This window comes from Thermacetogenium phaeum DSM 12270, from assembly GCF_000305935.1.
In the GTDB taxonomy this organism is placed as follows: Bacteria; Bacillota; DSM-12270; order Thermacetogeniales; family Thermacetogeniaceae; genus Thermacetogenium; species Thermacetogenium phaeum.
Map to the genome: position 1 here is coordinate 1,689,790 of NC_018870.1, position 12,197 is coordinate 1,701,986.

13 protein-coding genes and 1 pseudogene are annotated in these 12,197 nt (G+C 53.8%); 5 read left to right on the forward strand and 9 right to left on the reverse strand.

The window, feature by feature from the left end; translation table 11 throughout:
- Positions 1-75 precede the first annotated feature (75 nt).
- On the forward strand, positions 76-1,047 hold the full coding sequence (locus TPH_RS08380) for a DUF2225 domain-containing protein (RefSeq protein ID WP_015050764.1): 972 nt from the start codon (positions 76-78) through the stop codon (positions 1,045-1,047).
- Positions 1,048-1,063: 16 nt separating this feature from the next.
- Here the strand turns inward: TPH_RS08380 and TPH_RS08385 are convergent, their stop codons facing one another.
- On the reverse strand, positions 1,064-1,441 hold the full coding sequence (locus tag TPH_RS08385) for a hypothetical protein (protein ID WP_015050765.1): 378 nt from the start codon (positions 1,439-1,441) through the stop codon (positions 1,064-1,066).
- Positions 1,442-1,649: 208 nt separating this feature from the next.
- Here TPH_RS08385 and TPH_RS08390 point away from each other — a divergent pair.
- The 3 genes and pseudogenes from TPH_RS08390 to TPH_RS15450 all read left to right on the forward strand — a co-directional run.
- A pseudogene (locus TPH_RS08390) lies at positions 1,650-2,012 on the forward strand (sigma-70 family RNA polymerase sigma factor); the annotation flags it as partial.
- 77 nt (positions 2,013-2,089) lie between these two features.
- Positions 2,090-2,341, forward strand: coding sequence for a DUF1540 domain-containing protein (locus TPH_RS08395; RefSeq protein ID WP_015050767.1), 252 nt, complete (start codon positions 2,090-2,092; stop codon positions 2,339-2,341).
- 14 nt (positions 2,342-2,355) lie between these two features.
- Entirely contained in the window at positions 2,356-2,502 is a 147-nt protein-coding gene (locus TPH_RS15450) for a hypothetical protein (protein WP_015050768.1), read from the forward strand.
- A gap of 38 nt (positions 2,503-2,540) precedes the next feature.
- Here the strand turns inward: TPH_RS15450 and TPH_RS08400 are convergent, their stop codons facing one another.
- Complete coding sequence (locus TPH_RS08400; RefSeq protein ID WP_049886109.1) at positions 2,541-4,262, reverse strand: peptidoglycan D,D-transpeptidase FtsI family protein; 1,722 nt, start codon at positions 4,260-4,262, stop codon at positions 2,541-2,543.
- A gap of 173 nt (positions 4,263-4,435) precedes the next feature.
- Between TPH_RS08400 and TPH_RS15560 the strand changes: the two genes are divergently transcribed.
- The gene (locus TPH_RS15560) at positions 4,436-4,603 is read left to right on the forward strand and encodes a hypothetical protein (RefSeq protein WP_015050770.1); all 168 of its coding nucleotides are present in this window, start codon (positions 4,436-4,438) and stop codon (positions 4,601-4,603) included.
- Between the two features lie 48 nt (positions 4,604-4,651).
- Here the strand turns inward: TPH_RS15560 and mltG are convergent, their stop codons facing one another.
- The 7 genes from mltG to alaS form a co-directional block, all read right to left on the reverse strand.
- A complete protein-coding gene (gene mltG, locus TPH_RS08405; protein ID WP_015050771.1) occupies positions 4,652-5,710 on the reverse strand; it encodes an endolytic transglycosylase MltG in 1,059 nt (352 codons plus the stop codon).
- Between the two features lie 88 nt (positions 5,711-5,798).
- Positions 5,799-7,265 carry a VanW family protein gene (locus tag TPH_RS08410; protein ID WP_015050772.1) on the reverse strand — a complete coding sequence of 489 codons (1,467 nt, stop codon included), beginning with the start codon at positions 7,263-7,265 and terminating at the stop codon, positions 5,799-5,801.
- An 87-nt stretch (positions 7,266-7,352) separates the two neighbouring features.
- Positions 7,353-7,622: a DUF1292 domain-containing protein gene (locus TPH_RS08415; protein WP_015050773.1), complete on the reverse strand. Its 270-nt coding sequence runs from the start codon at positions 7,620-7,622 to the stop codon at positions 7,353-7,355.
- Between the two features lie 74 nt (positions 7,623-7,696).
- A complete protein-coding gene (ruvX, locus tag TPH_RS08420; RefSeq protein ID WP_015050774.1) occupies positions 7,697-8,125 on the reverse strand; it encodes a Holliday junction resolvase RuvX in 429 nt (142 codons plus the stop codon).
- Positions 8,126-8,136: 11 nt separating this feature from the next.
- Positions 8,137-9,087, reverse strand: coding sequence for an aldo/keto reductase (locus TPH_RS08425; RefSeq protein ID WP_015050775.1), 951 nt, complete (start codon positions 9,085-9,087; stop codon positions 8,137-8,139).
- On the reverse strand, positions 9,088-9,324 hold the full coding sequence (locus TPH_RS08430; RefSeq protein WP_236608869.1) for an IreB family regulatory phosphoprotein: 237 nt from the start codon (positions 9,322-9,324) through the stop codon (positions 9,088-9,090).
- A gap of 113 nt (positions 9,325-9,437) precedes the next feature.
- Complete coding sequence (gene alaS, locus TPH_RS08435; protein ID WP_015050777.1) at positions 9,438-12,074, reverse strand: alanine--tRNA ligase; 2,637 nt, start codon at positions 12,072-12,074, stop codon at positions 9,438-9,440.
- Positions 12,075-12,197: the final 123 nt, after the last annotated feature.

Consider the following 12,197-nt stretch of genomic DNA (forward strand, 5'->3'; position numbering starts at 1 on the left):
CCGGGTGCCGGCTCAATCAGGCGGGGCCACTGGCTGTCGGGGTAGTTTTACTTTTAGCTAGGGAGTGCTGGAATCGTGCTTGTCGAAGAAGCCCGGGTTATTGCCGTTCCACCGAACACTTTGATAACCGTTGCGGAAAATAAATACTGTGTCGTTTTAAAGGGAACCGTTAAAGTAAGAACACCCCATTCCTTACGGGAAATGGGGGCAAGGAGCATATTTAAAGCAGAAGGAATCATCTGCTCCGGGGAGAAGGGTTGCGAATTCATTATTTTCGACCCCGGGAAACATCAGCTCCCGGACAATATCATAAGAAAGATACGGCAACTTGCCGCAGAGGAAGAGGCCACTGATGAAAAAAATGGGCAGGCAGGCACCGGCGCCCATCAGCTGTTGTACGATAAACACTTTCGCTGCCCTGTGTGCGCAACGGAATTTACGGCTCAGAAGGTCAGAACCACCAAACTCAAGTCGAAGAATCTCGATACGGATTTAAGAATGCATTATGAAGGGATCAACCCCCTTCTTTACAACGTTATTCTTTGTCCCGGGTGTTTCTATGCAAACTTCAGCGAGGATTTTGAAGACCTTTCTGCGATCGAGAAAACAAAACTCTCCTCTGAAAGGAGAACGTTTCGCCAGGACAACTCGTCGGAATTAGAGACGGCGATCGAAAAATATAAGCTCGCTCTGAAGTGCATTCAAACTGTTAACGGAACACCGGAAAAGCTGGCTAAAGCCTATTTACACCTGGCCTGGCTTTATGAAGACACCGGGGAAAATAACCTCGCCGTTGAAATGCGGCAAAATGCTCTCACCTGTTACAAACAAGCATTCAGCTCTTCATCTCATTTACAGAAGCCCCAACTGGAGCAGATCACCTACCTGATCGGTGAACTGTCCTTACAACTGGGGCACCTCAAGGAAGCCTATGATTATTTCCAGCAGCTGATTCAGGATAAAGACACAGCACCCTGGTTGAAGAAACAGACTCGCCAGCGCATCTTAGATCTAAGGGCCAGGATGGCCGAGGAATCGCCTGGTTAAAGAACTTGCCCGGGCTCTAAACCATCCCATCATTTTTTTTGATGATCTGAACCGCTTCTTCTACCCGGTCCTCGGTAGTAACCAGTGTTAACAGAAAGGCCCGACCTCCGGCCACCCCGTAATCCCTATTTCCTATACCGCTCGCCGAAGGTTCGGCAGCGAGAAGGGTGTTTCGGGATTCACCGTCTGCCGAAAACTGCGTCAGCCCGCTCAGGGTATCGGCGTTGTTAATAGGGTTGTCAAAGCTGGCATCGGCGTTAAAACCGAAGCGAGAAATCCGGTCGATCTGCATTTCGGTAAACCCGGCCCTCTGCAGTTCCCTTCCGGCCTGCCGGGCTTTGCTTGATGTGGGAAAGTATGCCAAAATACTCCTTTCACCCTGCTCCAGCTGCATTGGGCATCCCCCTCTTTCTGTTTTCGGAACATCAAACCTTTTCTTCACAAGAGACCAACCGTTCTCCCTTTTCAGCCCGGGAGACAAGACCCCCTGTTAAGGTTCTGAGGAGACTACTGCTCCAAATGCCGTTTTCAGCTATTATCCTTCCCGCGGTGCCGTCCGAATAAAGCGGAAATAAATGCCGCCCGATCTTGTCTTGAGATTTGAAATTTTAATGTTTCTAAGAGCATCAAAAAAGAATAAAAGTGAAGTCTTCCTCTACGACCCCATCGGAACGGATAAAGAGGGTAACGAAATCACCCTAATCGATGTTCTGGGTACGGAGCCGGAGTCAGTTTCAGATCTGGTTGAAAGGTTTTTCGAGTCCCAACGCCTTTACGATAAAGTAAAAAAATTAACCAAAAGGGAGCGCAAGGTTTTGGAACTGCGCTACGGCCTTGCCGGAGGGGTGAAAAAGACCCAGCGGGAAATTGCCCGCATGTTCGGCATTTCCCGAAGTTACGTTTCCCGTATCGAAAAGAAGGCAATTAAAAAGCTGCTCGAAGAATTATCCCATGACACCGGCTGAACCATCCAGCAATTGGCAATATAATAATGATTATTCTGCGGAAAATATAGAACAACTAAACATAAAGGAGTGGTTATATGGAGCAGAAGCAGCACATCCACTGCCTCGTCGATACCTGCCACTATTGGGGTGAGGGAAACAGGTGTCAGGCCAGGGAGATTATGGTAACTTCAGACTCCTTTGGCGCCAGCCAGCCCGATGAAGTGGATGCCAGGCAGGCCAAAACACTCGACCCTACACCGGCAGACAGCTGTATGGAAACCTGCTGCAAGACCTTCGTTTCGAAAAAGGGGTACACCAAGGTTGACGGGGTCCGCAGAATGTCTTAAAAGGGGAGTCTATATTGGATGAGCAAAAACAGGATTCGAATGCTCCCATGTTCGTTCCGGAAGACCTGGGGTCGGCCACCGTTATCGCCGCCGACAAAGACCGGCAAATTGGAGAAGGCCGGCGGAAGAAAAGAAACAATTTAAAAAGGAAGAGAGGCTGAAAGGTGCCCTCGCCGTTTGAGCGAGGGCATTACCTTTCTCAAACCCTGTGCAGGGCATCTATAATCTCCCTGAATATCCGGGCGGCACAGTTGCCGCCGGAACCTCCTCCTTCAACAAAGACTGCCACCGCCACCTGGGGAACATCCACAGGTGCATAACCGACAAACCAGGCATCAACGATGGGCCGTCCCTGCCGATCCACTTTGCCCGTCTCTGCTGAACCGGTTTTTCCTGCACATCCTATTCCCGGGAGACTGGCTTCACTACCCGTGCCGGAGTTCACGGCCAGCTCCATCATCCTTTGCAGTTCCCCGGCTACGGCTTGTGGAAGCACTCTACGGGCAGGTGGTCCCTCGATGGCCTGGAATTCTCCGCCTTTAGAATCGCCAATCCCTTTAACCAGGGAAGGGCGGATGTAAACCCCGCCCCGCGCCACAGTAGCGGCAAGCGCAGCCAGATTCACCGGAGCTATTCTGACTCCATCCTGCCCGAGGGCGGCATTACCCAGATCACCGGGGAAAGATCCGATCCGCACCTCTCCTCCCCGCCAATCACCGGGAGGATAGCCGGCTATTCTTTCCTCCAGGCCGAGGAGGCGGGAGTAGTATTCCAGCTTCTGGCGCCCCAGGCGCAGAGCCACCTCGACAAAAACCGGATTGCACGAACAGGCAAAGGCCTCCCTAAAAGAGAGGTTGCCGTGGCCATCTTGTTTCCAGCAGGAAATCCCTCCCCCTTGTTCAAAGGAATATTCCCCCTTGCAATGAAAAAGCTCTTCAGGCCGCACAACCCCCTCTGCCAGCGCCGCAGCGGCGACCACTATCTTGAAGACCGATCCGGGGTGTTGAAGGGAAAAGCAGCGGTCAAACTGGTCTCCTACCAGTGTTTTCTGGTCGTAGCCGGGTCGGCTGGCCGCCGCCAGAATCTCACCGGACCGGACGTCAACCACTGCTACCGCCCCCTTCACAACCCTTTCATCCATGACCCTTTCTACTACCTCCTGGACGCGGCGGTCCAGGGTCAGGACAACGTCTTTTCCCTTGACGGCAGACCCTCTCTCTCCGCTTATGCACAGATCTCTTCCCGGAATCGGCTTCAGCTTCCCATCGACGAGGGCAACCAGATTCAATACCGTCTCAGGAGGAGCCAGCTCCTCATCATAGGCCGCTTCAATACCGGAAAGGCCGTGCTCTACCTCACCACTGAGAACGGAACCGCCTACAGTCCCGACCAGATGCCGCGCCAGGGAATTAGGCCCGTAGCGCTGAACCAAAGGCACGGCATAAACCCCCGGAATATTACTGCGGGAAATCGGAGCAGCCTCCTCCTGCTCGACGGTACCCGGAAGAAAAAATGGCGCACCTTGCTGCAATGCCCGTTGAAAAATGTTAACCATCTCCGGTGTTCTGTATTTTGGAGGCAATATTGAAAAAAGTTCTCCGCAGACCACAGCTGCAGCGCCCGACCGGTCGCCGGCCAAGGCAGGTTCTGAATGTCCGGAAGGGGTAAGAAGGGCGGGGAAGACGGCCACACCATAGCAGATACGGCTATCCAGCAGTGTCCTGCCCATCCGGTCGAGAACCGCTCCCCGCAAAAAATTACCTACAGGCAGCCTGATCGTCCGTTCCTGAACCGCTGCGGCTGCCAGTTCTCTGCCTTTGTACAACTGCAAGTAGGCGATCTTCCCCATTAAAAAGAGAAAGGCCGCCAGGACAAAAGAAGAAACAGGCCAGGCGGCGCTCTCGCCGCACCATGAAGGCACCCCCTGAAGAAAAACTTCCCCAGGTGTGGTAGCATGGTGCAGTGCCGGTATATTTATACATGCTCTTATCCTCATTTCTCGACCGTTGCCATTCGCATCAGGAAAGTGAAAAGCCGGTAAAATAATCTTTTACCGGCCGGGAGAAAATTATTGATGGGAGGTGCTTCAATTCAATGAAGGGAACCACCACTAGCTGGATTGTTGCCGGATTAGGTGCTGTGGTCACCGGCGTAGGAATGCTGCTCCCGAAGGGGCGGACGAGAACAGCGGCCTTAAGCTTCGGTCTGGCACACGTTGCCCTGGGCCTTTCCGACATGCTGAGGCCAAGTGTACGCCGGTAAGCTTCCTCCCAACTTTGCAGGGGGCACCTTTAAAGGTGCCCCCTGCAATCAATTCCCCTGGTAACGCCTCGCCGCCATCTGGTGCTCCCCGTATGTGGTGCTGAAATGATGCGAGCCGTCACCGCGCGCGACGAAATATAAATAATCAACCTCGGCAGGGTACAAGACCGCCTTCAAAGAAGTCAGCCCAGGGTTGGCAATCGGCCCCGGCGGCAGCCCTTCATGCAGATAGGTGTTGTAGGGGGAGGGTGTGCGGAGGTCTTCATAAGTCAGGGTTTCCTTCTGTTTATTCAGTACGTATTGAACGGTGGCGCAGGACTCCAGCCGCATCCCCTGCCGCAGGCGGTTCAAAAAAACGGCGGCGATCAGGGGGCGCTCCTCATCCAGTTTAGCCTCCCGCTCCACAATCGACGCCAGCGTTACCACATCCCTAGGCGAGAGTCCCAGCGCTCGCGCCCGTTCCTGCAACTCAGGGGTGAACACAGAAGAGAATCTTTCCAGCATCATCCCGATGATTTCTTCCGCCCTCATCCCCGGCCTCACTTCATAAGTGTCCGGAAAAAGGTATCCTTCCACGCGGCGGGCGCCTTGAGCGGACTTGTCCAAAAAGGGAAAAGAAAAATCACCGCGAGCCGCAGCCTCCTCAAAGAGAGCCCGCTCGACAATTCCTTCCCTTTCAAGCAAATCCCCTATCTGAGCCACAGTATAACCCTCGGGAATTGTTATGCGATAACTGACAACCTTTCCTCTGCTGAGGCAATCAACAATCTCCCGCACCGACCAGGCATTGCTGATTCTGTAGACCCCCGCCTGCAGGCTTTTTTCCTTTCCCGTCATACGAACGTAGTAAACAAAAAAGGCGCTGCTTTTTATCAGCCCTTTTTCAGAAAGAGTATCCCCGATCTCTTTGAGCGTAGCCCCGTTCCTGATAGTAACTGTCTTCAGCAGCTGCTGAGATGGGGATACACAGACCGGAGACATCAGATAAGCCGCGGCAACCTGCAGCGCAATGCAGATAGTCCCGATTATCAAGATGACGGCACCAAACCGCACAGGATGAAGAAGCGGATTAATAACGGCACTCCATTTCTCCCTAATCTTCTCCATAGAAAATTGCCAGCTCTCTTCTCCCTTTTTAAAAATTATAACAAGCACCGCCGAATGCAACAATGTAATTAATGGAAGAAAAACGGCTTTAAAAAGAGGCCTCCGGTTCAGGCTGGGGCTGCTCGGACTGCGGTGGTTCGGGCGGCGGCTGTTCTGGCCGCGGTTGTTCAGGCGGCTGCTCCTCTTCTTCGATAGGCGGAGGCAAGACTTCTGAGACGGGCTTTGTGCCGACTCTCACTATTTCATTTACCGGCCTGTACAGGTCCCGTGAGATCAGCTTTCTTTCGTAGCCTGAGGAGCTTTTAATGGTACGGTAAAGCCGTACCTCGTAGCCTTTAACGCCGGACCTCTCAACGACGCTTTTACCCTCGTAAAGGTCGGGGTCCTCCTTCTTAATCACCTGTGGTTCAATAACCCTGTCTACGACGGTCTCCAGGGAGACAATCTTCCGGTCCCGCTTATTGCCGAATATTTTCACAGTCAACCTGCCGCCCTGAACAGACGTGCGAATGCAGAGATAACTGGTGGTGTTGTTGCGGAACTTGAGATCGCAGCCGCCGTAAACGACGGTTGCATCCCGCCCCAAAGGGACGTAGGCGACCGGCAGGGTATGGTTGCTCCTCTCTACTATCTCCAGACCGGCCAGCAAGGCTGTATTGTAGAGCGTCGAAGATACCTGACAGACCCCTCCTCCGAGGCCGGGCTGATACTGGTCATCAACGATAACCAGCGCTTCCCTGTAACCCTTCTCCTTGCTGCGCGGCCCCACAACCTCATTAAAAGAAAAGACCTCTCCGGGTTTGATCAAGGTGTTATTTAAGGCATCGGCTGCCACATGGATGTTGTAGGTTCTGTCGGTATTCTTGACGTCAAAATAAGTGCTATAAGATGAAAGCAGCCCGTTAATCCCCATCGCCGTAATATCGGCGGTACGGAGGCGTGGCTGCTTTTCCTGAAGTCTTACGTTCAGCTCACGGGTAAAAGGCTTCTTAAAAAGACTGAGGTCGTCCAAGGTGCCCTCGACATCCACGACCTTCCCCGCCTTCCCGGGAACAACAACTACTTCATCCTGATCGTTAATGACGAGGCGCGCGTCCTCTGGGGAAGAAATCATCTCACCTAACAGAGCTGTCAATTCTTTTTCAGCCCGACGGCGGTCCACCCTAATCTCCAGAGGTATGACCACCTGCGTCCGAAAGCCCTTCCAGAGCTGGCTGCAGCGCTCCCATACGTTACCAGATCTGCCCAGAAGGTAGGCGCGTCGAACGCTGGCAGCGGTGTCCACCGTAAAACCGAGGTGGCTTCTGGTTATCTCAAATTTTTTGCTATCGACCAACAGCTGAACAGGAGCTGCCAGGAATTCCCGGCCGAGCCGGGAGATCTGCCGTTCGGCCTCCTTCTCCGTTAAACCTCCCACCTTGACCCATTCAATCCGAACGCTGGGCAAGATTTTGCCCTGCCAGGTGAAAAAGATAAATAATACCCCACCCAGCAGAACCAGAAAAAGGATCAGAACACTTCCCCAGATCACCCCGGAATTTATTCTTCTCGGCAAAGGTGCCTTCCTCCTCGCTCCTTCCAAGCTTCCCTCTATCAGCTATACGAGAAAAAACAACCGCGTGTTACAAGGAACTGCTCATTTTTAGGCGTCCTTACCAATCATCTCTTCATAGGCATCGGCGACCCGCTCCCACTCCTCATCATCCTCGATGTCGCAGAGGATCTCCTCCCCATTTTCGTCCCGATCGTACTTGAGGATGATGGCTTCATCCTCACCCACAGGCTGAAGAACGGCATACTCTCCACCGTCAAGGGTTATCTTTTCCAGGAAGATGAATTCGTGCTCCTGTCCGTCATCATCTGTAAGCACAAAGATATCCTCTTCGCCGAATTCCCTCTCATCAAAATCCACGCTGTTTGCACCTCCATTATTGTTGCTAAATTCATTATTTCCTCTCTCTTGCGAAAATACCCATTCTCTTATTTCTAACCTTCCACCCCCTCAATTCTCCTCCAGTTTAAGTAGGATTCAAGGAGCAGGCAGGCCGCAACCCGATCGATCACCCGGCGCCTGCGGCGCCGCTCCATATTCCCCTCCAGCAAAGCTTTTTCTGCCGCCACGGTGGTTAGCCGTTCATCCCAGAAGCACACCGGAACCCCGCTTTTCTTCTGCAGCTCCCTGCCAAAAGCGGCGTATTCCTCCGCGTGCCGTCCCGGAGTGCCGTTGAGATTGCGCGGGTAACCGATGACTATCTCCGTCACCCCATACTCCCGCACCAGGCTGCAGATCGCCTCCAGATCGGCCTCAGCCCCGATCCGTTCGAGGGTCTTCAGAGCCTGCGCCGTTATCCCCATTTCGTCGCTGATGGCGATACCGATTCTTTTTTGCCCCATATCAATCCCTAAGACTCTCATCAAACACCCTCTCAGTAAACTTTAATGTAAAAAAAAGGGCAGGCAGCAGCGCAGTAACCGCAGAGAAGGCATTCATCATCATGAACGTGCATCTTTCCGTCGGGTCCCAAGAACAACGCTCCCTGCGGGCAGCAGGAAGCACATTTTCCACACCCTTCACACCAGGGATCGATATGCAGCCGGCGTTCGGTCGTGCCGGCATTCTTCAAGTCATCCGGAACGGGAAGGCCAGAGGCAAGCCGGACGTTGACGTCGATCTCCCGGAGGGTTCTCATGCCGATGGCCACAGATGCCGCAAAGGTTCGGCCAAAAGCAAACCTCAGGGCCTCCTCCGCTTGAGACAAAAGGTGGCCTCCCCCCAGGGCCTTCATCAAGTAAATGCCTTTCCCGGCGGCCGCAGCTTTGATCAGGGCTTCCTCCATATCCCGCAGGGTTCCATCCTGCAACCCCAAACCACGGATATTGAAGAGGGGATGGATGACCTCTATTTCCGGAAATTCAAGGGCCGCCCTGACAGCAGCTACCCTGTGAGTGGAGATGCCTACGGCTCTCACCAGCCCCTTCTCTTTCGCTTCCAAGAGATAATCCAGGGCCCCTCTGTGCCCCCTGATAGTAAGAGCCGATTCCTGCTCGTGAAGGAGGAAAACGTCGATATAGTCCCGGTCGATCTCCTTGCGGGCTTTTTCCAGGCTGGCCGCCATCTCCTCTGCAGTCACCGCATAGGACTTAGTGGCAATAATCAGCTCTTTACCGCCGGCGCTGCGCAGGAGCCGTCTCAAGTAAGGATAGGTTTCGTAGATCTCGGCGGTATCAAAAAAATTAACCCCCTGCTCAACGGCATATTCAAGGAGCGATACGCCTTCAGCAAGAGGTAAGTTCGCCTGCAGCGGCCCAAGTGTGAGAAGGCCAAAGCAAAGCCGCGATACCTTAAGGCCTGTGCTCCCAAGTGTGCAGTACAGCATTTAATCGCCTTTCTCAAGGTAGCTCTTAACGAGCTCCTCTAGGAGTTCGTCCCTCTCGAATTTTCGGATGATGTTCCTGGCATTGCAGTGGCTGGTGATGTAAGCCGGATCGCCTGACAAAAGATAACCGACCAGCTGGTCGATGGGATTGTAGCCTTTTTCCTTTAAGGCGGAATACACTACCTTCAAGGCTTCCCGCGCCGAACCGCTCCCCTCTTCGCGGACTTTAAAGGCCATTGTTTTATCCAGTTCGTCACCCGGCATTACGGTCGTCACCCCCGTCGCGTCGGTGTCTTTTTTATTATTATTATTCACTACCCGGCGCAATCCTTCCGTTTCCAATAACCTTTTTAATGCTGAAGCTGCCGGAGCAGAATTTCTCTGCCTTTGGAAAGGGCTTCATTCAGGCGGGCAGTATTCTTCCCCCCCGCCTGGGCCATTTCTGGCCTGCCCCCGCCCCCTCCGTCGACGATACGGGCGACTTCCTTGATCAACTTGCCGGCATGAAGGCCGCGGCTCTTGACAAGATCGCCGGTGACAAAGCTGACAAGACCGACCTTGTTGTCGAACAGGCTGCCCAGGATGGCCACACCCGATCCCAGCCGCTCTTTTAAAATATCCCCCAGAGAACGAAGGCTTTCCATATCGCTGGCGGGCACCTGCGCAGCCAGCAGCTTAACACCGTCCACTTCGACAACCTTGTCGAGAAGTCCGTCCGCTTCGCGGAGCATTATCCTTGCGCGCAACTGCTCCAATTCTTTATCCTTTTCATGCAGCTGATGCACCAGCTGCTCGATCTTACCGGTAATGTTATCCGGATCCACCTTGAGAAATTCGGAAATATCCCGAACTGTTTTATCCTGCTTTCTCCAGAAGTGGAGAAGCGCTTCCCCGGTGAGGGCTTCAATCCGCCTCACCCCCGTCCCGATACCACCTTCTGAAGTAATCTTAAAAAGCGCCAGCTCGCTCGTCCGGCGGACATGGGTGCCGCCGCAGAGCTCCTTGCTGAAGTTGCCGATCTCCACAACCCTGACGACATCCCCGTACTTTTCCCCAAAAAGAGCTATGGCATCACGAACACGGGGGTCATCGCGCCTGGCCTCAAAGGTATTGACGATGAGATTATCCAGGATTTTCTCATTGACAAGTTCCTCAACACGCTCAATTTCCTCCGGAGAAAGGGGCGCAAAATGGGAAAAGTCGAAGCGCAGCCGGTCCGGGGCGACCAGCGATCCCATCTGCTGAACGTGATCCCCCAGCACCTCCCTTAAAGCCTTGTGCAGGAGGTGGGTCGCCGTATGGTTACGGGCGGTTGCCAGCCTCAGCTTTTCATCAACCTGAGCCAGCACCAGGTCGTCCTTACGGATTATCCCCCTGATGACGCGCCCGTAGTGGACGATGACGTCATCCGGTGTCCTTTTTGTATCGCTGACTGCAATCTCTCCTGCGGGGCCGGAGATGATCCCCCGGTCACCTACCTGCCCGCCCCCTTCAGGATAAAAAGAAGTCCTTTCGAGTACGATCTCCACATCTTCCCCTTCGGAAGCCTCTCCCTTCTCCTCTCCCTTACTTAAAAGAGCCTGAATCTGAGAGCTGGTAGACAGGCTGGCATACCCCTGAAAGTCGGTTTTGCTGCACCGGTACGCCGTACAGACCCCAAAACTGTTGATTGGTGCGGTCTCCAGCCAGGCGGCACGGGCCTTCTGGCGCTGCTTCTCCATAGACGACCGGAACCCATCCATATCCACAGAAAGTCCCCGCTCCGCCAGGATCTCCTGGGTCAGCTCCAAAGGAAACCCAAAGGTATCGTAAAGCCGGAAGGCAACCCCTCCGGGCAGACTCTTCTCCCCTGTCTTCTCGAACTTTTCCAGGTACTCCTCGAGAATTTGGAGCCCCTGCTCCAGGGTTCCCACAAAGCGCTCCTCTTCCAGGGCAACTATCTTCTGGATGTAATCGCTGCGCTCGGCCAGCTCACGGTAGTGATCCCCGTAAAGGGAGATTACCCTCCCCGTAATCCGGCTGAAAAATGCTCCTGTTATTCCCACCAGCCTGCCGTAGCGCACTGCCCGGCGCAGAATGCGCCGTAGCACATATCCCCTTCCTTCATTGGAGGGAAGCACCCCGTCGCCGATTAAAAATGCCACCGCCCTTGCGTGGTCGGCAATCACTTTTAAAGCGACATCGCTCTTCGGATCGGCTCTGTAGCTGATTCCCGCAATGGCAGACACCTCCTTGATCAGGGGGAAGAGGAGGTCGGTCTCAAAGTTATTTGGCACCCCCTGAACGACTGAGGCAATCCGCTCCAGCCCCATACCGGTGTCGATGTTCTGGCGCGGCAGTTCGGTGAAGTTCCCTTCCTCGTCACGATTAAACTCCATAAAGACGAGGTTCCACAACTCCAGATACCTGTCGCATTCGCAGTCCACACCGCAGTCAGGGGAACCGCAGCCGCGCTCCGGCCCCAGATCGATAAGGATCTCCGAGCAAGGGCCGCAGGGCCCTACAGGGCCTGCCTCCCAGAAGTTAGTCTCCTTTCCTAAAGGGACAATTCTCTCCCTGGGAACACCTATCGAATCGTGCCAAATATCGGCCGCCTCCTGGTCATCGCGATAAACGGTAATCCACAGGTCTTTAGGGGACAGCCCCATTTCCCTGGTAAGGTATTCCCAGGCCCAGGCAATGGCCTCCTTTTTAAAATAGTCTCCGAAGGAGAAGTTCCCCAACATTTCAAAGAAGGTGTGGTGGCGCGCCGTCCTCCCTACAGCCTCCAGATCCTGTGTCCGCAGACACTTCTGAGAAGTCGTCACCCGGGGATGCGGCGGCTGCGCCTTCCCCAGAAAGTAGGGCTTGAAGGGAACCATCCCGGCAACCACCAGAAGCAGGCTGGGGTCATCCTTCAGCACAAGTGAAGCGCTCGGAAGAATCAGATGGTCATGCCCGCTAAAAAATTTGAGAAATTTGTCCCTTAATTCCGCACCGGTTGGCAAAACAGAACACTCCTAAATTATTGCTGATTTTCAGGCTCATTATAGTATATTGTTTCAGTTATTGTCAATGAAGCCAAGTCTCCCCTGAAACCTTAACGGCGTTTGCCTTTGAAGGGCCGGGAG